Source organism: Pontibacter diazotrophicus, assembly GCF_003367245.1.
Classification (GTDB): Bacteria; Bacteroidota; Bacteroidia; order Cytophagales; family Hymenobacteraceae; genus Pontibacter; species Pontibacter diazotrophicus.
The window spans coordinates 61,343-82,808 of record NZ_QRGR01000022.1 but is presented as its reverse complement, the minus strand read 5'-3'; the positions used below and the strand labels follow the sequence as shown (position 1 = coordinate 82,808).

The following is a 21,466-nucleotide window of genomic DNA, read 5'->3' as shown; positions in this document are numbered from 1 at the left end:
AAAGATATAAAGATTTAGCCCTAGAATTATGTCTAAAGAAAGTCAACTTCCAGTGCGTCCTTACTGGGAGTATGTGTTGCCTGCCCTGGCAATAATATCATTGTTAGTATCATGTATTTATGTTTCTGGTAATAAGTTTTTCTGGAATGATGAGCTTTACTCCTATTACTTTACCTCAGATCCTTCCTTCACCGGAATGTTGTCTGCCTTTCATGATAAGATAAATAACACACCACTTCTTTACTTTTTGCTCGGATGGATTTGGGATAAAGCCTTTGGGTCCTCCGAATTATCGCTACGCCTGTTTTCTTCATTGGGCATGTGCGTTGCTTTAGTGGTAACGTGGGTGGTTGTGCGCCGGCACTTTGGTTTGTGGTCAACGACTGTTGGTGTGTTGGGCGTTTTCTGTACCTCAGAAGTTATTCTGCTTCAAAACGCTGAAGCCAGGATGTATGGATTGTTTCTGGCTCTCAGCGCCTTCGCCCTTTTGCTGTATGATCAGTTCTATAGAAATTTTAAGCCATCAAATAAACAGTTAATCCTAAACTCTTGTGTTCACATCGCTATCGTGCATACGCATCTGTTCGGAGGGTTTTACAGTGGCGCTATACTGCTTGCCATGCTTGTGGCAGATTGGTTCTTTAACATTTTCAGGCTGAGAGTTTATTTGTCTATTATCCTTAGCTGGGTTACCATCTTATTCTACATACCATCATTTTTGAACCAGGCAGATGCCGGAAATCCCAGGACATGGCTCCCAGAACCAATATTCCGGGATCTGCTGGATATGTTTCATTTCCATGCGTCTACATTCCTGCATCAGTCCCTACCGTTGCTGTTGCTGGTTATTTCGGTTTTTATAATATTTGGAAGAGAGTTAAAGGGTACCACATTACAAAGAGAGCCAGCACCAACGACGAATACTCAGTCAATAATACCGCTTATGGTGTTAACTGTTGCTTTTCTGGTACTGCCTGTTTTTATATGGGTGATATCTAAAACCATCAAGCCTATTTTCTGGGAGAGGTATATGATACCAAGCGCACTGGGGTGGGTTATTGTGTTGGCTTATTTTTCTTCATACATCTTTCATTTATCTGTTTTTAAAAAGCAGGTGCATTCAAAGGCAGTAAAGTTTAGGCATCTACCATCTTTTATGATAGGCATTTCAGCTTTCGTACTGCTAGCTTTTTTCCTGTGCCGCCCCCTTATGTATGCTAACACAGTAAAAAAATATGATCAGCCTGGAACCACAGATGCAACAGGTGGCTATAACGACTTGCCTGTGGTATTACAAATGGCCGGGCCATTTCTGGAGCGCATCCATTATGCACCTAACCCGGAAAGGTACTATTATATATTAGACTGGGAAGCGGCGGTTGATGAAAACAGCGGCTTATTTACTCCGCAAGAGTACAAACATATGGAGGCTATAAAACGGAACTACCCTCATTTGTTCCAGAATAATGTACTGACAACGGAGGAGTTTCTGCAGCGTTTTGATCGCTTTTTAGTACTAGATCATCCGGATTATTTAAGAGAATGCCCTTTGGAACCACAGGGGTTAGAGACCGCACGAGAATGGGATGATATACAGTGTCCACAGTGGGTAGAAATGAGACTACTAAACAACGATGCTTATAATGTAACCTTTTTGAATGATGACAACTGGTTTTCCGTGCTGTTAGTTGAAAAGCAGGAAGACCTGAGACCTGAAGAATAAACATAAATCTATTTCTAAGCAAGCATTATATAGGAGCTTCCGCACTCATTTCACCATAAATTTCCTGGTCTATTTTATTCAGGCACTTACAGCTAACCTGTTTTCCCAACTCGCATATATCTCCTGAAAGATATCATCCAGGGATTTGGTAATATCCCAGTTCGGGTAGTGTGATTTGATTTTAGTTAAATCGCTGTAGTAGCAGATATGGTCTCCAATTCGGTTTTCATCAACATAAGTATACTTCATGGGGAAACCAGACAGACGCTCTATCATCTGGAAAGCTTCTAAAATGGAGATGGAGTTTTGCTTGCCGCCTCCTATATTATAAACTTCTCCTTTTCGGGGCTTATTGATGAACTCAGCGCAGAAGCGGGCAACATCGTAAGAGTGAATGTTATCGCGCACTTGTTTTCCTTTATACCCATATACAGTGTATTCTTTTTTCTCCAGGTTGCATTTAATCAGATAGCTCAAAAATCCATGCAATTCTACCCCGGAATGGTTCGGACCTGTCAGGCAGCCCCCTCTCAGGCAACAGGTAGGCATGCCGAAATACCTGCCATACTCCTGCACCATCACATCTGCAGCTGTTTTGGAGGCACCAAAAAGAGAGTGTTTGCTTTGGTCTATTGCCAGAGTTTCCGGAATTCCGTTCAGGTACTTGGGATCATCATACTGCCAGCGGGTTTCTTCTTGTTTTAAAGCAATGGAGTTCGGTCGGTCACCGTATACTTTGTTTGTAGATAAGTGCACAAAAGGAACAGTCGTACTATAGCGCCTCAGGCTTTCCAGCAGATTAAGAGTGCCTACAGCATTAATGTCAAAGTCATCAAAAGGAATAGACAATGCCTTGTCGTGGCTGGGTTGCGCGGCTGTGTGTACGATAGCGTCCGGCTTTATTTCACCTATTTTACTTAATACATGCTGCCGGTCACGTATATCCAACTCATGATGCGTAAACTTTGGCAGGCTTTTTTGAAGTCTCTGCTGGCTCCAGCGTGTATCGCCGGAAGGGCCAAAAAAGTAAGCCCTCATGTTATTATCTACTCCATGCACATCCCACCCCAGATTTCCAAAAAATGTACATACCTCTGATCCGATTAAGCCAGAGGAGCCCGTTACTAATATTCTGTTCATAGTTTTCACTGGTACTTACCAAATATGTAATCTGTATAGCAAGAAGTAATTGCTCCAATAGAAGCCTCATTCTGGTTAACTCATCCTGCCTAAACTATTCGTAGGGCCGGGACCAACCGGGTCCTTAGGTCTAAATAAAGAGCAAGGGGAAGGGCTTCTGGTTATACAGTTGTTTTGTTGCATAATATGTAGTTGGTTATGTACTATGGTTTTTTTTAATAGTTTCAGGTGAAGAGGGAAACAGGTGTTTGCTTTCTCTGGAGATAGATTTTTTTTGTGCTTAGGTGTAGTTAGCAGGCAGAGCAAAAAAGGGGTTGGTTGAAAGCATTATTCATTGTGAGGTTCGGCTGGTTCTAATTTCTGCATCACTCTATCCCACCAATGAGCAGTTTGTGTGGTCTTTTGTTCCTTCAGGTTAGCTTTTTCATCAGGCCTCACTAAATAGACAAAGGCCTGATCTCCTAGCAAGATAAAACTGATGGATACGATAGCTGCAACAATGGTAATAGCCATCGCTACCCTTCGGATACCACTATAAAAGCCGTGTCTTGTGCGTCCAAACCTCTTCCTGACAGGTTTCAAAACAGGTTGTAGCGAAGGCGCTTCCAGAATCTTTCTATTAAGGGAGGCTAACAGCTGTTCCTGCCCAATAAGCACCACACTGCCAAGAATAAAGAAGTTTACCAAGGCAAACATAGCCATCATCTGCACATAAGGGTTATAGAGCAAATATCCATAAGTGCTCTGGTAATAGTAGATGGCCCATAGGGTCAGGACGCAAACGATTATGTTTGGCAAACTGAGTATGAAATTGTTTTTTGGCTTGTCATCCTTGGGAGTAGGAATGTAAGGTACTTTTATTCTTAAGATAGAATATATAAGGCCGAGGCAGAAGACCCACCAGGTGCCGGTGCGAAGAATCCCCCCGAATAAATGAAACCCGTTTTCCTTTTTTTCCAGCAGCCACCGTTGGGCATAGTGCCTGATACAAATAGAAATACAGAAGAAAGGACCAAACATGACCAGGAACTCTCCCAGGGAAACATACCAGGGAAACTCCGCCAGCACCAATGATAAAACAGGTATCAGGAAGTCGATTAAGTTGAAGACACCGAAAAGGTAGTAGAGTGGTAGCGTCAGGTAGTGTAACCTCTGATTCCAGGTGAAGCTGCTGAATAATTTAGGGTACACTGTGAAGAGCAACTCAAAAGTACCACGCGCCCATTTTATTTGTTGTTTGTAATAAGATGCCAGTGTGGCAGGCACAAGCCCGCGTGTGAGAATTTTTGGAACGTATACAGACTTCCACCCTTTGGCGTGCATTTGCATGGCAGTGTGCATGTCCTCTGCCAGTCCGGCGGCGTGTCCTCCGATGGAATCCAGTGCTTCCCGCCGGAAGGTGCAGTTAGCTCCGATGGCCTGTACGGTACCATAGCTGTTCATGCCCATCATGATAGGGCCATAGAAACTGTAAGTCTGCTCAGCGGCACCGTAGGCAACAAGGCTTTCCTTGTTGTTGCTGTATGCCTGTACTACCTGTACAAAACCTATCGCCGGATCTTCAAAGTAAGGCAGCACCTCATCCATAAATTCAGGCGCAGGTACATGGTCAGGGTCCAGAATCAGGCATATATCGCCGGTGGCGTGCTGGAGTGCATTATTTATGTTGCCGGCTTTGGCGTCTACTTTTACAGTACGTGTAACATGAATTACTCCAAGGCGCCTGCAGGCTTCTTTTAATATTGGGTCGTCTCCCTCATCGCACAGGTAAGTCGTGTGTGGGTAATGAATTTGCTGTATGGCCTCCAGTGTATTGATAATCATGCTGTGAGGCTCTCCCGGGTAGGAGGTGGTAAATATATCCACCGTGAAGTCGGTTTTTAAATTGGGCTTCAGGGGTTTGCTTACATTAAAGTAATGATACCACTCATGCAATGTACGCAGTAGCTTGAACCCGAGGGCGGTCGTCAGCATCCAGTATAGGGGCGCATATCCCACATGATTTTCATCAAAAAACCAGTATAGGAATATAAGCAGCGTAACAAGCCCCAATACGATCATGGTGCGTATGGTCGTTATCTCTTTGCGCTTAAGAGGTTTATCAGGGCCAGTTGTGTTTTTTTCCTTCTGGTATTTTGTATACATATACACCATGTAGATGTAAAGATAAAGATCTAGGTTGTAAGGTGTCACATTTTACCTCACGCAGCATACAGTGGAGGTGAAGAATCCTTTTAAAAGGAACATGCTTCACGATATACTCGTACCATGCTTCAAATGTTTTAATTGTAAAACGTTGGCTGGATTAGTGTGTTCGTGTTTAGTTCTATTTTTTCTCCTTATTTTGTATTTATTCTAAAAGAGTTACATGCCCATTCTTTATAAAAACGCTTCTATACTTTATAAATGTGTTTTTTTATTTGCCATAGGTTGGTTCCTGACCAGTTGTGGAGAGCGTACAGACGTGACAGAAAAGTATGTACGTAAGGGAAGAAAAGTTGAAATTGTTAAACAAGATGATCAGTTTGTACTGCTGCGCAATGGAGAGCCCTACTTCATTAAGGGAGCGGGAGGTTATACAAACTTTGATAAAATAAAAGAAAACGGCGGCAACTCAGTCAGAGTGTGGCATGCGAAAAATGCCCAGCAGGTTCTGGACGAGGCCCACAAGCATGGCCTCACCGTGACGCTGGGCCTTTGGATGGCACGAGAAAGAGAAGGCTTTAACTACTACGATAAGAAGCTGGTAGCACAACAATTAAAGGAGTTTCGGGAGGTTGTGCACCGTTACAAAGATCACCCGGCCTTGTTGATGTGGGGAGTAGGCAACGAAGTGAACATGGACGCTACCAACTCGAAGGTTTGGGACGCTGTGAATGAGGTTGCTGAAATGATTCATGAGGTAGATCCGGATCATCCTACCACTACCATGCTGATAGGCCTGCGGATTAAAACCATTAACCTTGTTACAAAAGAGTGTCCCGCCATTGATGTTATTTCCTTCAACATGTTTGCCAACATGAAGGATGTGGAGAAAAGGATAAAATTGTCAAACTGGAAGGGGCCTTACCTTGTCTCTGAGTTTGGCGCCCGGGGTGCCTGGGAAACCTACACCACCTTGTGGGATGCACCGCTGGAGCAAACAAGCTCTGAAAAAGCAAGCTTTGTAAGAGAACGTTATTTGCAAAACATAAGCCCTGATATTGGCCGGTGTATCGGGGGATATGTATTTTTTTGGGGGCATAAGCAAGAGTATACCCCTACCTGGTTTAGCCTGATGTCAAAAACAGGTGAAGAAACAGAAACAGTAGATGTAATGCGTGAACTGTGGACCGGCGACACAAGCGGAAACAAAGCTCCTTATGTCGCTTATATTCAACTCAAGGGTTCTTTTGATTTCCAAAGCGTATTTCTTGAGCCTGGGCAGGAATACGGTGCCAGCGTTTATGCCTTTGATCCAGACGGGGATTCTCTCCGGGTAGAGTGGGAGGTGTTGCCGGAAACTTACCGCAAGTTAGACAGCAACAGTAAAGATATCCTGCCGAACCCTGTACCGAACGTGATTGGCGAAGCGTCAGGAAAGAGTGTAAGAGTGCATGCCCCTAAAAAAGAAGGGCCTTACCGGCTATATGCCTATATCTACGACGGCCATAACAATGTGGCTACTGCGAATTTCCCATTCTACGTGTCGAGTAACCCTCCGTACTAATTATAACTACAGTTCAACTAAAGCTTAAAAAGTATATAAACTGCAAATGGCTATATCTTTTAAAGGTAACGCTATTCCTCCGATAATATACAACCATTCCTATCACAACGAAGTAAATGTGGAGTATGCACATCGGTTAGAGTAGTACAAAAAGCAACAGTATTTTGTAAACGCTGCCTATGGCGGGGCCGCTATCTTGTGGCCATTGTTTAAAAATAGAAAGAATAGAAGCAGATGGCAAAAGTAATAGAAATTAACGATGGACTGCAGCGTCAGGCGGCCCACGACTTTTATAAAGAGGTTCTTACCCTGCTGACAGAAAGCAGCGCTGATTTTTTAGTAGGCGGAGGCTTCGCCTTGCGCTTGTATACTGATTTGATGCGCGACACCAAGGACCTTGATATCTTTTGTAAGTCCGGGGATACCCCGCGCATACTCAAGCACTTTAAAGACAACGGATTTGAGACAGAACTGACAGATGCCCGCTGGCTGGCCAAGGCCATCAAGGGGGATCATTTCATGGACATTATCTTTAACAATCCAGGCAACCATTGTCACGTGGATGACGGATGGTTTGAGCGGTCGGTGCAGAGCGAGATGCTGGGAATACAGGTGCGTGTTATCCCGGCGGAGGCACTTATCTGGTCTAAACTGTATGTGCAGAACCGCGAGCGCTATGATGGCGGTGATATCAACCACCTCATTCTGCGCTATGGTCAGAACATCGACTGGAAATGGCTGTGGCAGCACATTGAAGTGCACTGGCAGCTGCTGCTGGCACAGTTCCTCTCCTTTCAGTTTGTTTACCCTTCGGAGCGCGACCTGATACCAAAATGGCTTTTTGATGAACTGCTGGTGCGGGCGCAGGAACAGTACGATATGCCGCCTCCAAAGGAAAAAATCTGTCGGGGCCCGCTGATAGATCAGACACAATATGCAACCGATGTGACCGAATGGGACTATAAAGTAGTAACCATCAGATCAGTTTAAGAAATGGCGAACACGAAAAAGAACAAAACAAGAATTGCAGCAGTAGGTGACATTCACGTGCGGGAAACCGATAGCGGGAAATGGAAGGATTTTTTTACGCAAGTATCGGAGAAGGCAGATGTGCTGCTGCTATGCGGAGACCTGACGGATACAGGCCGTGTGTCAGAAGCTGAAGTTTTAGTTGAAGAACTAAGAGCCTGCAGTATACCCGTTGTCGGAGTGCTCGGCAACCACGATTATGAGCGGGAGAACCACAAAAGTATTCGCAAAACGCTGGTGAAAGCCAATGTGCACATGCTGGACGGTGACAGTGTAGTATTGGGTGAGGTAGGCTTTGCCGGTGTGAAAGGCTTTGGCGGCGGCTTTGACAAAGGCATGCTCGGGATGTTCGGAGAGCAGATGATAAAAGATTTTGTGCAGGAGGCCGTTGATGAGTCCCTGAAACTGGACGGAGCCTTAGCCCGCCTTGATAGCGACTATACGGATATAAAAAAAATAGCAGTACTCCATTATTCCCCGATTAGGGCCACTGTAGAAGGGGAGCCGGAGCAGATTTTTCCATTCCTGGGTTCTTCCCGGCTTGCAGAACCGCTTAACCGCCGGGGCGTGGTGGCCGCTTTTCATGGCCATGCACATATCGGTACCTTAGAAGGCGAAACAACAAAGGGAGTGAAGATTTTCAACGTGTCCAAGCCCATCCTGATAAAGGAGGGGTATGAGCCACCTTTTTATATTCTGGAGGTATAGTCTTGAGCAACCATAAAAGAGAGAAGCCGCGGGTATACCCACGGCTTCTCTCTTTTATGGTTTGGAGCTACTTGCTTCATCTCACATCTCTACCTATACTTCATTATAAACACCCCGGCATTTTAGCGCAAAAGGTCTTCTTAAATTCATTTCTGCGCCTGCACATAGCAAGCTCCTCATAGAAATACTTCAACTGCCCTTAACCTGACTTTGCATCTCTGCCTCCTCATTCGAGAAAAGACGGTAGGTATAAGTTCGTAATTTTATAGATGGTTCCGTTAATCCTGAACCTGAAAACAAAGTTATCAGTAGAAGACCCATGAACAATATTTCTTTTGCGCATGGCTCTTCCTCCCAAGCAAGCTACACAGGTTGAACGTATCGGTATTCATTTCGAGAAAATACAGTTCCCCCCACTATCGGCCCGCATTATGGCCTTATTGCTTATTGCCGAGCCTCCCTATTGTTCCTTCGATGAGATAATCGAAAATCTGCAGTCGAGCAAAAGCTCTGTCAGTTCTGCCCTTAATATGCTGTTACGCGATGGACTGATTGACTATATGACTTTTCCCGGAGATAAGAAGCGCTACTTCTATATCAATTCTGAAACCTGGATAGAAATGGCGAAAAGACGGGTAGAGCAGTTGGCACCATTCAGGGAAATCTTGGTGGAGGTGGCGCATACCCGTACTCATAAACACCCGGACTTCAACCAGATGCTTCTGGAAATGAATCAATTTTATGGAGAGATAGAGGAAGCCTTAACAGCAATCATCAGGCGCTGGGCGAAAAAGCCAGAATAAATTCACTTTACGAGAAAACAATTGCCTCATCAGAGAAAAAAGAAGCTACCTGATGCAACTCACTTTAGCAAGCCTCAGCACATGAATGGAAGCCGACAAAACAGATGAAGCCTAACAGAATGAAAACAAAGCAATGGGTATGATCAAAATCAAAAGAGAGCGGGAGACAGGCTTTATGTTGATGACCTCTCCTGGTTTTTCCTGTCTCCCTCCGGAGAGCAAACCTAGGGCGTTGCGCGTCCTGTTAAAATTTTTACCGGTTCTAACCCTGTGTTTAATCACTGTCTTTCAAGTAAAAGCACAGGCCAACGATACCTTACGCCTGACACTGGATGAAGCTCTGAACAGTGCGGTTACGGGTAACGCAGACATCCTGATTGCAGAGTTGGAAATTCAGCGTGCCCAGAGCCAGCGGAGAGCCGTAACAGGAGGCTTTCTGCCACAGATAGGAGTGGATGGGCAATACACCCGCAACCTAAAGAGACCTGTGTTCTTCCTGCCTGCAGGCAGCAACTTCCCCGGTGGTGGTGGAGGAGGAGGCGGCGGCACTCAGGAGGGTTCTGTTATTGAAGCAGGATTTGATAACTCTTATACCTTAACAGGGCAGGCTACTTTGCCTTTATATAGCAGGGAACTGATCGCAAACGCCAGAGCGGCTAAAACGGCTGTTTCCATTAGCGAAAGAGGCCTGGATATTAACATGAATGATGCCACCGCGCAGGTCAGGAAAGCCTATTACGATGCCTTGCTGGCCAGGGAGTCGCTTGAAGTACTGGAAATCAGCCTGGAAAATGCGCAGCAGAACTTTATTAATACGCAGAACCAGTTTGCCCAGGAGCTTGTGCCGGAATATGATGTGATACGTGCTCAGGTTCAGGTAGAAAATGTACGGCCTGACATTTTGCAGGGTGAGAATGACTATGAAGCTGCCATCAGTAATCTAAAGCTGCTGGCTAATATACCGGACGAGGTCCCGGTTGTGCTGGCGCAAACCCTGGAGGGATTAATGCAGGGTGATAATGCTGAGCTGTTAGCGCAATATACAATTCAGAGTAACCCGAACCTGCTGCAACTGAATGCCCAGGCAGTTTATCAGCAGGAGCAAATTAAAGTACAGCAATCCACTTTCTTTCCATCCCTGGCAGCATTCGGAAACTATGCTTACCAGACGCAGGCGAACGACTTTAATTTTGGTGAATATCTCTGGGTAAACACTTCAGCAGTGGGCCTGCAGCTCAGTATTCCGGTTTTTCAGGGGCTCACCCGCCTGCGGCAGGTAGAACAGGCCAGAATTGATTTGAAACAGACGGAGATTCAACGGAAATACCTTACCAAATCGCTGACCATCCAAGCCAGAAACGCGCTTAACAGAGTCCAGAGAGCCAGGGCCAGTATGGAGGCGCAGCAGGTAAATATTGCCCAGGCCCAAAGGGGCTTCGAAATAGCGCAGGTAAGTTACAGAAGCGGGTACGGTACATTAATAGAAGTGAATGACGCAGAGCTGGCGCTTACGCAGGCAAGGCTGGGTTATATCCAGGTAATTTATGAGTACCTGAATGCCTTAGCCGATTTCAAACAACTTACCGGCAACGAAAGCAATGAATAAATATCGAAAACTAGCTATGAAAAAGGCAACTATCCTCTTATATACTTTGCTATTCTGTGGTATAGGACTATCCTCCTGTGGAGGCGAAGAGCAGGAGGAGGAAGTACAGACAGAGGAGGCAGTAGCTGTAGAAGCACAGGTGGTAGAAGAGCAGACACTGCCGCAGCAGGTAAGCTACACAGGCAACATAGAAGCCTGGGAGCAAGCCTTTATTACCGGCCCGACAGGCGTACGCATAGATCGCATACTGGTGGACGAAGGAGACAGGGTAAGCAGAGGCCAGTTGCTCGTAACTATGAACTCCACGCAGCTGAACCAGGCCCAGACGCAGCTCGAATTGGCCAGGCGGCAGGTCGAGCGCCTGGATACGTTGTACAGGATTGGCTCAGTTTCAGGGCAGCAGTTTGACCAGGCGCAGACCGAGTATCAGAATGCGTTGAGCAATTACCAGAACCTGGCTGAAAATACCCGCCTTACCGCTAATTTCAGTGGTGTAATAACAGAGAAGCATTTTACAGCCGGCGAAGTTTTTTCTCCCTCTGCCGATGCCCCCGCTATACTGACTATGATGCAGCTGGAGCCGGTAAAGGTGACTATCAGCGTAGCGGAAAATTACTTTAACAGGATACGGGAGGGCATGCAGGCCACCGTGCGCACCGATGTATACCCCGACAGAGAATTCACAGGTACTGTATACCGGAAATCTCCTACCATTAACAGGGCCAGCCGCTCATTCGAGACAGAGATACGGATAGAAAATGAAGAGAGAATGCTTCGACCGGGGATGTTTGCCCGGGTTAACCTGGACCTGGGGGAAATAGAAGGTGTTTACGTTCCGGCCTCGGCCGTGATTAACCAGCCCGGTACCACCAACCAATATGTTTTTGTGAAGAGCGGCGACCGCGTAGAGCGCACACCAGTGGAAACAGGCAATCGGTACCAGGACCTTGTCAGGATATTGTCAGGGCTGGAACCAGGACAAACCATTATAACGGAGGGCATGGCGAAGCTAAATGAAGGCTCCCTGGTAAGAGTAGTGAACAATACCTCACAGGTATCTGAACAGTAAGCATCATGAACATCTTTAAAACGGCTATTTTCCGTCCTGTTGCCACCACCATGGTCTTTATGGCCCTGATGGTTTTCGGGATATACTCAACTATAAACTTACCTGTCGATCTCTTTCCTGAAATTGATCCACCGGTTATCACCGTAGTCGCCACTTACCAGGGAGCTGGTGCCCTGGAAGTAGAACAGAACGTAACGACACAGCTCGAGGATCAGCTAAGTACCATCAATGACCTGGATGAGATTACCTCTACTTCAGTTGACAACATGGCTATTATCACCCTGGAGTTTGACTGGGGTTCGAATCTTGATGAGGCTACGAACGACATACGGGACGTCATCAGCAGGACGCAGCCGCTTCTGCCTGACGATGTGGAAGACCCCGTGATCTATCGCTTTAATGCCAGCAGCATACCGGTGGTTACGCTGGCAGCTACCGCCGAAGAAAATTATCCAAACCTGAGGCAAATTCTGGATGATCAACTGGTTACTCCGCTTAACAGAATTCCTGGAGTGGGCGCCGTAAACATTCAGGGTGGGCCGGTAAGGGAAATACAAATCAACATCGACCCGGAAAGGATGAGCGCCTATGCCATCGATATTGGCCAGATCTCGCAGGCACTCAGCAATGAGAATGTCATCATCCCTGCGGGTGATATTGAGGTTGGCAGGCAGGAGTACAACGTCCGGATCGATACAGAATTTAAGTCAATCGATGAGATTCGGCAGATCGTAGTGAAGAATACACCGCAGGGAGGCATTGTTTACGTGGGAGATGTTGCCGAAGTACAGGATGCCGTAAGCGATGAAAATCGTGTGTCTATCGTGAATGGCGGAAGAGCCATTACCATCTCTGTACAGAAGCAAAACAACGCCAACACGGTGGCAGTGGCCAGAGAGGTGCTGGCAAGGATTCCTGCACTCGCCAGAACACTGCCCCCGGATGTAGAGATACGGACGGTGGTAGATACCTCCAGGTACATCATAAATTCTGTGAATAACCTGTCGGAGGTGCTCATCTACGCTGTTGTGTTCGTGGTACTGGTGGTGTTTATTTTCCTCAGGAAGTGGCGGGCCACTTTTATTGTGGGCTTAACCATTCCCTTCTCGCTCATCGCAGCTTTCATTTACCTGTCCTTAACCGACAATACCCTCAACCTAATCTCGCTTTCTTCGCTGTCCATTGCCCTGGGTATGGTGGTGGACGATGCGATTGTAGTGCTGGAAAACATATCCACCTACATTGAAAAAGGTACCAAGCCAAGGGAAGCTGCCCTATACGGCACAAACGAAGTAGGGGTGGCAGTAGTAGCCACCACATTAACGGTAGTGGCTGTGTTCTTGCCCCTTACTTTTCTCACGGGTATGACCGGAATCTGGTTCGGCCAGTTAGGGGCTATTGTGGTGGTCACAATTGTGGTGTCTACCCTGGCTGCCCTTACACTTATCCCAATGATGTCTTCCCAGCTGTTTAAGGAAAAGAGTAAGGAAAAGAAGAAACGTACATTCAGTAGGAAGCTCAGCGGCGGCGTTGAAAAAGGGTTGACCTGGTTAGACAACGGCTATAAAAACCTGTTGGGCTGGGCTTTGAACCATAAACTAGCGGTGGTGATTACTGCTCTGGTGCTCTTTGTGGGTTCTTTATTATTAGTGCCCAGTGTTGGAACTGAATTTATGCCGCAGGCAGACAATGCCAGGCTGATGATTTCAATTGAGCTGCCTACCGGTAGAAATCCACAGAGCGCCATCCCGACTATCCGGAAGGTAGAAAGTATTTTCGCACAACACGTGCCCGAGCTGGAAATCATTTCCTCCGGTGTGGGCTCAACTGCCCAGGGCGGCGGCGGCGGAGGTATTACCGGTGGCGGTAGTACCAGCCCCAATGTGATAGATATTACCGCCTCGCTGGTGCCTGTAAGCGAACGCGAAAGAAATGTATTTGAGATAGCGGAAGTAGTGCGGGAGCAGCTGCGGGATATTCCGGAAGCCATCCAGTATTCTGTGTCCACACAGGGAGGAGCCAGTGCCGGACCGCCGGTTGCCATCAATGTAATCGGGAATGATTTGGAACAGACAGCAGCTGTTGCGAACAGCATAGTAGCGAGACTGGAGCAGATACAAGGGGTGCGTAACGCAGACATAAGCCGTGGAGATCCGCAACCAGCCTTGCAGATTGACCTGGATCGGGACAGGCTGGCACCTCTAGGCCTGAATTCCGGAACAGTAGGCCAAAGTATACGCAACATGATTGCCGGACTAACTGCTACCGAATACCGCGAGGCGGGTGAGGAGTATGATGTGGTGGTCCGGTACGCGCAGCCTTTCAGGCAAAGTGTGGAAGACATCAGGCGAATAACCGTTCCTACACCGGATGGGAACCTGGTAGAGATCGGCTCGCTGGGAGACATAAGAGAGATTTACACGCCGCCTAATATAGAACGCACCGGCAGGGAAAGATCCATCCAGGTGACGGCTGATCTGGTTGGAACACCACTGAACGTTGTGACAGAACAGATAGAAGCGTTTATCGCCAATGATCTGGACATGCCACAAGGAATAGAAATCGAATTCGGAGGGGATATTGAAGAACAGCAGGAGGCTTTCGGAGACCTGTTCCTGTTGCTGGGTCTGAGCATTTTGCTCGTGTACATTGTCATGGCTGCCCAGTTTGAGTCGCTGAAAGATCCGTTCATCATCATGTTTTCATTGCCTTTTGCCTTTACTGGGGTGTTGCTGGCCCTGGTGATGACGAATACCAAACTAAGTGTAATCGCCTTTGTCGGCGGAATTATCTTGGTGGGCATTGTGGTGAAAAATGCCATCGTACTGGTGGATTATATCCAGCTGCTGCGTGGGAGAGGGCTGCCCCTCTTTCAGGCTATTGTGGAGTCAGGGGCCTCCAGGCTGCGCCCGGTTCTCATGACAACCCTAACCACACTGCTGGCTATGTTCCCCTTAGCTATAAGCCAGGGCGAGGGCTCTGAAACCTGGAAGCCGATGGCCATCGCCGTGTTGGGCGGTTTAACTTTTTCAACGCTTATAACGCTGGTATTTGTACCGGTGATGTATGCCATCTTCCATCGCAAACGGAAGCATAAAGTAAGCCTGTTGTCCTGACAGGAAACGCTTTATGACAGCACAATTTTACCTGTAAAATGTATTGACCATTGATATAGTATGAAAGGAATCATGATAGTGTTCAACCAGGCTTTGTCTGAAGAAATTGTGGAGCTTCTGGATGAGCTGGAAATTAGGGGCTTCACTAAATTAAACGATTTGCAGGGGCGCGGATCGAACAGGGGAGAACCGCGCATGGGTACCCATACCTGGCCAGCCCTGAATAATGCTATCATGTCGGTTGTTACTCCGGATAAAGCAGAAAAGCTTAATTCCAGGTTAAATGAAATGAACAAAGTGTCGGAAGAGCAGGGGCTGAAGGCTTTTTCCTGGGATGTAGCAGTGGCGGTGGAATAGGCGAAGATCTGTATTTAGATGAACGGCAATTAACTGCGCTTAGCTAAGCAGCTGCGCAATAAATGCGGCGGCAAGTAACAGGATCAGATAACGCATTTTATACAGCTGCATTGAACATGAATTATACTTTAAAAGCATTACCAGAAAAGCCTAGAAAGAAGAAGCGCTTTCTTCATTTGGAGAAAGAAAGCGCTACATAATTTACAAAATCATCTATGGTATAAACCGGTACTTCGTCTGGAATAACGATACTGTACTTCTTTTCAACGGCCAGTATAATGTCGACCACATCTACAATATCTATGTCATATTCCCATAAGCCTTTATTAGGGGACAAAACACTGGGGTTAATATGCTTTAGCCTACCTATTATGTTAGAAACAGTTTTAAGGATAGTATCACGCGTTATGGAATTACTTGATACACTTATCATAATTATAAAGTTTAAAGCTATTGTTAGCCTGATATAGTAGTCATAATTTACCTTCTACACCTGAAATGCTTCTCCAGCAGATAGGCTGTTCCAGGTGTAGAAGGGTTATTATTTAGATTAGAAGCGGCGCATTACACATGTGCCATCTTCTGCTCTTCCAGCATCGCTGTTTCATGCTCCAGTTGTTCCATCGTCTTGTCTTCCAGCTCAATCTTGGTGGTCTTATCCCAGCCGAATTTAGCCAGAATACGGTCGAAGATGTAGTAGATAACCGGCACCACAATCAGCGTCAGGAACATGGAACTGGTCAGGCCACCGATCAGCGCCCAGGCCAGTCCGTTTTTCCACTCGGCACCAGCGCCACTTGCCAGGGCAATCGGCATCATACCAATCACCATCGCCAGCGTCGTCATCAGGATAGGGCGGAATCGGATTCGGATAGCTTCAATCAGCGCCTCTTTCACTTCCACACCCTCAGCTTTCAGGTTGTTCGTGAAGTCGACCACCAGGATGGCGTTCTTCGCTACCAGACCAATCAACATGATTATACCCAGGATAGAGAAGATACTCAGCGTCTGGGCAGAAAGGGCCAGGGCCAGCAAGGCACCGATAATGGCCAGCGGAATAGAGAACAATACCACCAGCGGATACACGTAGCTGTCGTACAAGCCCACCATAATCAGGTACACGAAAATGATAGAGGCCAATAACGCCATACCCAGCGTGCCGAAACCTTCAGACTGGTTCTTCAAATCACCGCCGTAGCTGATAGTCACCCCATCCGGTATCTCAAAATCAGCCAGGCGCGCCTGTATATCGGCACCCACAGAACCTGCGGGACGACCAATCACCTGCGAGTTCACAGAAACGGAGGCCACACGGTCCTGTCTTTCCAGTTTAGACGGGCCAGTTGTCTGGTTGATGTCTGCAAACTGGCTCAGGTTGATGAGCTGGCCCTTGTTGTTCACAAACGTAAGGCTGGCAATGTCCGAGACGTTCTTCCGGTCAAAATTATCCAGTTGCACATTGATGTCGTATTCGTTGTCTACGCCTCTGAACTGGGCATCGGTGTTTCCGCTGAAGGCCGTCTGCATACCGGCACCCACCTGCTCGAGGGACAGCCCAAGGCTCGACATCTTATCACGGTTCATGGACACGGCGATTTCCGGGTTACCGGCTTCTACTGACTTCTTCACTTCGGCAGTACCCTGCACCTGCTCTACTTCAGCCAGTATTTTGTCAGACACATCCATCAGAGTATCCAGGTTAGAGCCTGAAAGAATCACCTGAATAGGAGCCTGGCCACCGTTACCAACCATACTCACAGGCAGAGCAGTAAATTTCACACCTGGTATAGTTTCCTCCAGACCAATTTTCACTTGTCTTGAGAAAGCGTTTGTAGTCGATGTTCTTTCAGAGGCATCTACCAGCTGCACACTTACCTCTGCCAGGTAAGCCGTATTTTGGCCAGCCTGTGCCGATGATGTGGTACCAACGGTGGTAAAGATTTTCGTTACTTCCGGAAACTGGTCGAGGTAGGCCTCTGCTGTTCGGGCAGCAAAGTTTGTCTGCTCTACTGTTGCGTTCTTCGGTAACTCCAGCTGCAGGATAAACTCACCACGGTCACCGGCACTCACGAATTCACTACCGATAAAGCCGGCCGGCACAAGCGCAACAGAAGCCACGAACATCACCACAGTGCCCAGCATCACCACGAACTTATGGTTGAAGGCCCACTTCAGGGCATCGGTAAAACCGTCAATCACGCGGTCCAGGAAGCGCTCGAATCCGAGGATAAACCTTCCGAAGAAGTTCTTGTCAGACAGGTGCTCGAGTCTGGAAAAGCGGCTGGCAAGCAGCGGAATCAGTGTGAAAGCCACGAACAAACTCAGCATGGTCGAAATCGCCACCACCACAGAGAACTGACGCAGGATGTCGGACACAAGACCCGTAGACATGGCAATCGGCACGAACACCACCACAATTACAAGCGTAATGGAAGTAACCGTTGCGGCAATTTCCCGAATACCATCATAGGCAGCCTGTGCAGGCTTTTTTCCCATCTCCATGTGGCGGTAAATGTTTTCGATTACCACAATGGCGTCATCCACGAGTATACCTACCACCAGCGATAAGCCCAGCAGTGTCATCAGGTTAAGCGAGTAACCCAGCAGGCTCATGGCTATAAAAGTAGCGATAAGGGAAGCCGGGATAGAGATCATCACAATCACAGCGTTGCGCAGCGAGTGCAGGAACAGTAACATTACCACGGCCACCAGCGCAATGGCCAGTACCAGGTCATGAATTACCGCGTCAGCGGCTTCCAGCGTAAATACGGAGCTGTCTTTTGCAATCACAAAGGAAAGTCCCTGGTCGGCGTAAGTCTGCTCCAACTGTGTCAGTGCGTTTTGTGTCAGTTCACTTACTTCCACGGCATTGGCATCCGACTGCTTCTGGATGGTCATACCGATAGACGCATTGGAGTTAACACGCGTAATTACCTCTGTGTCTTTCTGCGTATCCTGTACTTCAGCCACCTCGCCAAGTCTTACAATACTGCCATCAGCGTCTTCTTTCAGCACGAGGTTGCGGAGCTGCTCTACAGATTCATACTTACCAGCCAAACGAATCAGCGTCTGGCCACTTTCTTCTTTTACTTTACCGGTAGGGAAATCAAGGTTAGAGTAGTTGATTTTCTGCTGTACCTGTGAGATGGACAAACCATAAGCTTCCAGTTTGTCAGCGTTGATTTTTACTTTGATCTCTCTTTCCTGACCACCCAGAATCTTTATTTGAGCCATACCCGGAACGCGCGACAGCTCAGGCTTAATCTTGTTTTCAATAAGATCATAGAATTCCGTAGCGGGTATGTTGGCCGTGGCACCCAGCTGCATGATAGGCGCATCACTCAGGTCAAATTTACTCAAGGCAGGGGCATTGGCATTATCCGGAAGGTTACCTAAAATGGTATTTACCTTCCGCTGTGCGTCCTGCAGGCTCTGATCTACGTCAGTACCCTGGTTCAGCTGCACCACAATAACGGAGAAGCTCTCCTGCGAGGTACTCTTTAATTCTTTTACGTTCTCCAGTGAGGAGAGGGCGTCTTCAATCTCCTTGGTCACGGAGTTCTCCACCTCCGCTGGCGAGGCGCCAGGGTAGAAGGTAGCCACCGTGAGCACCGGCGGATTGAATTTTGGAAGCAGTTCGTAGTTCAGTGAGAAGTAACTTGCCAGACCCAATATGGTGAGTACGGCAAAGACTACCACCACGATCGTCGGACGCTGTATCGATATTTTTGTGATATTCATAATGCGATGTTTGCTTTATAGAAGTATAAAAACTGCGGTGATTAAAGCACCCGAACTTTAGAACCTTCTTTCAGGTTAATCTGGCCGCTCAGTACTACTTGTTCACCCGGTGTTAAACCACCTGTGATTTCCACCTTGTCGTTTGCTACTGTACCCACGGTTACAGGCTTCAGAGAAGCTGTCTGGTCTTTCACCACGTATACCTGTGGGTTCTGCAGGCTTCCTACAATGGCTTCACGGGCTACAAGCAAGGCCTCTCTTGTGTCGGCTACATCAAAACGGGCAGTTCCATACATACCTGCTTTTAATGTATTGTCGGCAGCATTCTGCACCTCAACTTCCACATCGTACTTCAGCGCATTGTTGGCTCTTGCCCCGATAGCAGTTACTGTGCCTTCGTAGGTCTGGCCTGAATTTACATCGGCGGAAACGTTTACTTTGTCACCCTTTTTAATCAGGAGTACCTCACGCTCCGACACCTTCGTGTTCAGCTTCAGTCTCTCCACGTTCACGATGTCGAAAAGCTTTGCGCCGGGGCCAAGCACAGTACCCACCTCAATGTAAGCTTCGTTGATGATACCGCTGATAGGTGCTTTTATAGCGGCTTTATTTAGCTGCTGCCTGGCCATTATCAGTTGTGCCTGCGCGTTCTGGTTTGCTAAGCGGATGTCTTCCAGCTGTCTTTTTGTGATGGCCTCACCGGCGGCAAGGTTCTCGAAACGCTCTAAGTCACGCTTGGTTTTTTCAAAGCTTGCCTGCGCCGTTATTAGGTTTGCGCGTAGTACATTGTCTTCTACCCGGGCCAGCACTTCGCCAGCTCGCACACTTTCTCCTTTGCGCTTGTTGAGCCGGATAACCTGGCCTTGCGTTTCGGAGGTGAGCGAAAGGCTCTGAATAGGAGTGAATGTACCGTTTACAGCAAAAGACTTGTCAATTCTGTTTGTCTGTGCCTCTGTCAGTACTACCGGAATGGCGTCGCTTTTCTGCTCTGCGATAGCGGCTGTAGCGGCCATTTCTTTCTTGTTGTTCATCAGCGTAAAGTAAATGGCACCCAGTGCAACCAGAACGGCGATGATATAAATAACCTTTTTCATTTTATATGCTTGTGTTTTTTACTTGATAAGTGTTTTCAATTCTCCTGTTGCCTGCAGGTAATTCAACTGGGCGATTTTAAACTTCAGTACTTCATTGTTTAAATTGGTTCTTGCCTCTCTGAGCTGCACCTCTGCCTCCAGCAGGTCAGTGAGCGGGGAAAGTCCTTCCTTGTAAAGCTGGTTGGTGGTATCATACACCTCCTGCGCCAGCGTCACGTTTTGGTTTTGTGCCTGTATAGCAGCCTCGCTGTTTTGCAGCTGGCTGATGGCGTTTGTCAGGGTAGCCGCTGTGTTTGTGTTAAACTTGTCGAGGTCTTCGTCCAGCTTTCTCATCTCCAGTTGCGACTGCTTTGCCTGTGCATCTTTCTTGAAACCGTCAAAAATCGGGATGTTAAGCTGCAAGCCTACCACCGAGTTTTTGAAGTAAGGAATGCTGCTGTCGAACAGGTCGTTTCGCTGGGTCTGGTAGCCATACTGTCCGTAAGCAGCCAGGGTAGGGTAGTAACCTGCCTTGATGTTTTTCTCCTGCAGGGCTGTCAGTTGCTTCTGCGTGTTCAGTAACTGGAACTGCGTTTTATTTGTAGAGGCAGTGGCGGCATCTACTGTGCCGGGCATCACTTTCTCCAGAGATATAGTGGCGTCCTGTAAGTCGATTTCCTGCTCCAGCGGCATGCCAATGAAGAATTTCAGTACATTTTTCTGCTGTTCGAAGGCGGTGCTCAGGCTTTGCTGCTGCGTCTGAAGGTTGATTCTGCTTACCTGAATCCGGTTCACATCCACTTTTTTCACCAGATCGTTCTCGTACTGCAGCTGCATGATTTTCTCCAGCTGCGTCAGCCTTTCCAGGTTCGCCTCAATGGTGTTAAACTGCTCTTTTGTCTGCAGCGTCTGCAGGTAAGCCGCGCCGATGTTGTAGATCAGATCTTCCTGCACCATTGTCTTTCTGAGTCGGTACAGGTCCTGCGTGGTTTTAGCAGCCTGCAAGCCTACAAAGTAAGACTGGTTAAAGAGCAACTGCTGGATCTGCACATTGCCTTTCACGTTGTAGTCTTTACCAAACTGCACCGGAATATCCGTGCCGGGCTGGCCAGCCAGTTCACCCGGTAAGATTTGTGTTGGCAGTGCCGGAAAGTAATCAAGTCCGCCGCTCGCTGTTACCTGCGGAAGTCCCACACTTTTTGTTTCCCTGATAATCTGATGGGCAATCTGTTCATCATAAGATGCTTTCTTGATGTCCTGATTGTTGCTCAGGGCATACTGAATGCTTTCCTGCAGCGTCAGTTCCTTCACCTGTCCGGTGACCGGTGCCTGGGCAAAGGCGGGCGTTATCCAGGTAAGCAGCAGTCCGAGTGCTAAATATTTCTTAATCAA

Annotated in this window: 15 protein-coding genes; 9 read left to right on the top strand and 6 right to left on the bottom strand. The window is 47.5% G+C overall.

Annotated elements, in window-relative coordinates; genetic code table 11:
- The first annotated feature begins 28 nt into the window (after positions 1-28).
- The gene (locus DXT99_RS18840) at positions 29-1,723 is read left to right on the top strand and encodes a hypothetical protein (RefSeq protein WP_115567139.1); all 1,695 of its coding nucleotides are present in this window, start codon (positions 29-31) and stop codon (positions 1,721-1,723) included.
- A gap of 78 nt (positions 1,724-1,801) precedes the next feature.
- On the opposite strand, the gene DXT99_RS18835 is transcribed toward DXT99_RS18840, so the two are convergent.
- Positions 1,802-2,863 carry an NAD-dependent epimerase/dehydratase family protein gene (locus tag DXT99_RS18835; protein ID WP_115567138.1) on the bottom strand — a complete coding sequence of 354 codons (1,062 nt, stop codon included), beginning with the start codon at positions 2,861-2,863 and terminating at the stop codon, positions 1,802-1,804.
- Positions 2,864-3,190: 327 nt separating this feature from the next.
- The gene (locus DXT99_RS18830) at positions 3,191-5,008 is read right to left on the bottom strand and encodes a glycosyltransferase family 2 protein (RefSeq protein WP_115567185.1); all 1,818 of its coding nucleotides are present in this window, start codon (positions 5,006-5,008) and stop codon (positions 3,191-3,193) included.
- 319 nt (positions 5,009-5,327) lie between these two features.
- Between DXT99_RS18830 and DXT99_RS18825 the strand changes: the two genes are divergently transcribed.
- The 8 genes from DXT99_RS18825 (at position 5,328) to DXT99_RS18790 (ending at position 15,260) form a co-directional block, all read left to right on the top strand.
- Positions 5,328-6,572 (top strand): glycoside hydrolase family 2 TIM barrel-domain containing protein, encoded by a 1,245-nt coding sequence (locus DXT99_RS18825; RefSeq protein WP_246000844.1) that lies wholly within the window; start codon positions 5,328-5,330, stop codon positions 6,570-6,572.
- 234 nt (positions 6,573-6,806) lie between these two features.
- Entirely contained in the window at positions 6,807-7,562 is a 756-nt protein-coding gene (locus DXT99_RS18820; RefSeq protein WP_115567136.1) for a nucleotidyltransferase, read from the top strand.
- 3 nt (positions 7,563-7,565) lie between these two features.
- The gene (locus DXT99_RS18815; RefSeq protein ID WP_115567135.1) at positions 7,566-8,309 is read left to right on the top strand and encodes a metallophosphoesterase family protein; all 744 of its coding nucleotides are present in this window, start codon (positions 7,566-7,568) and stop codon (positions 8,307-8,309) included.
- 341 nt (positions 8,310-8,650) lie between these two features.
- The gene (locus DXT99_RS18810; RefSeq protein ID WP_115567134.1) at positions 8,651-9,112 is read left to right on the top strand and encodes a GbsR/MarR family transcriptional regulator; all 462 of its coding nucleotides are present in this window, start codon (positions 8,651-8,653) and stop codon (positions 9,110-9,112) included.
- Between the two features lie 139 nt (positions 9,113-9,251).
- The gene (locus tag DXT99_RS18805; RefSeq protein ID WP_181885175.1) at positions 9,252-10,718 is read left to right on the top strand and encodes a TolC family protein; all 1,467 of its coding nucleotides are present in this window, start codon (positions 9,252-9,254) and stop codon (positions 10,716-10,718) included.
- A 16-nt stretch (positions 10,719-10,734) separates the two neighbouring features.
- Positions 10,735-11,787, top strand: coding sequence for an efflux RND transporter periplasmic adaptor subunit (locus DXT99_RS18800; RefSeq protein WP_181885174.1), 1,053 nt, complete (start codon positions 10,735-10,737; stop codon positions 11,785-11,787).
- A 5-nt stretch (positions 11,788-11,792) separates the two neighbouring features.
- Positions 11,793-14,903 carry an efflux RND transporter permease subunit gene (locus DXT99_RS18795; protein WP_115567131.1) on the top strand — a complete coding sequence of 1,037 codons (3,111 nt, stop codon included), beginning with the start codon at positions 11,793-11,795 and terminating at the stop codon, positions 14,901-14,903.
- A 60-nt stretch (positions 14,904-14,963) separates the two neighbouring features.
- Positions 14,964-15,260: a PG0541 family transporter-associated protein gene (locus DXT99_RS18790; protein WP_115567130.1), complete on the top strand. Its 297-nt coding sequence runs from the start codon at positions 14,964-14,966 to the stop codon at positions 15,258-15,260.
- Positions 15,261-15,432: 172 nt separating this feature from the next.
- On the opposite strand, the gene DXT99_RS27570 is transcribed toward DXT99_RS18790, so the two are convergent.
- From DXT99_RS27570 to DXT99_RS18770, 4 genes are all read right to left on the bottom strand, one after another.
- Positions 15,433-15,597, bottom strand: coding sequence for an acyl carrier protein (locus DXT99_RS27570; protein ID WP_246000843.1), 165 nt, complete (start codon positions 15,595-15,597; stop codon positions 15,433-15,435).
- A 227-nt stretch (positions 15,598-15,824) separates the two neighbouring features.
- Complete coding sequence (locus DXT99_RS18780; RefSeq protein WP_115567128.1) at positions 15,825-19,001, bottom strand: efflux RND transporter permease subunit; 3,177 nt, start codon at positions 18,999-19,001, stop codon at positions 15,825-15,827.
- A 41-nt stretch (positions 19,002-19,042) separates the two neighbouring features.
- Complete coding sequence (locus DXT99_RS18775; protein ID WP_115567127.1) at positions 19,043-20,095, bottom strand: efflux RND transporter periplasmic adaptor subunit; 1,053 nt, start codon at positions 20,093-20,095, stop codon at positions 19,043-19,045.
- 18 nt (positions 20,096-20,113) lie between these two features.
- Positions 20,114-21,466 (bottom strand): TolC family protein, encoded by a 1,353-nt coding sequence (locus tag DXT99_RS18770; protein ID WP_115567126.1) that lies wholly within the window; start codon positions 21,464-21,466, stop codon positions 20,114-20,116.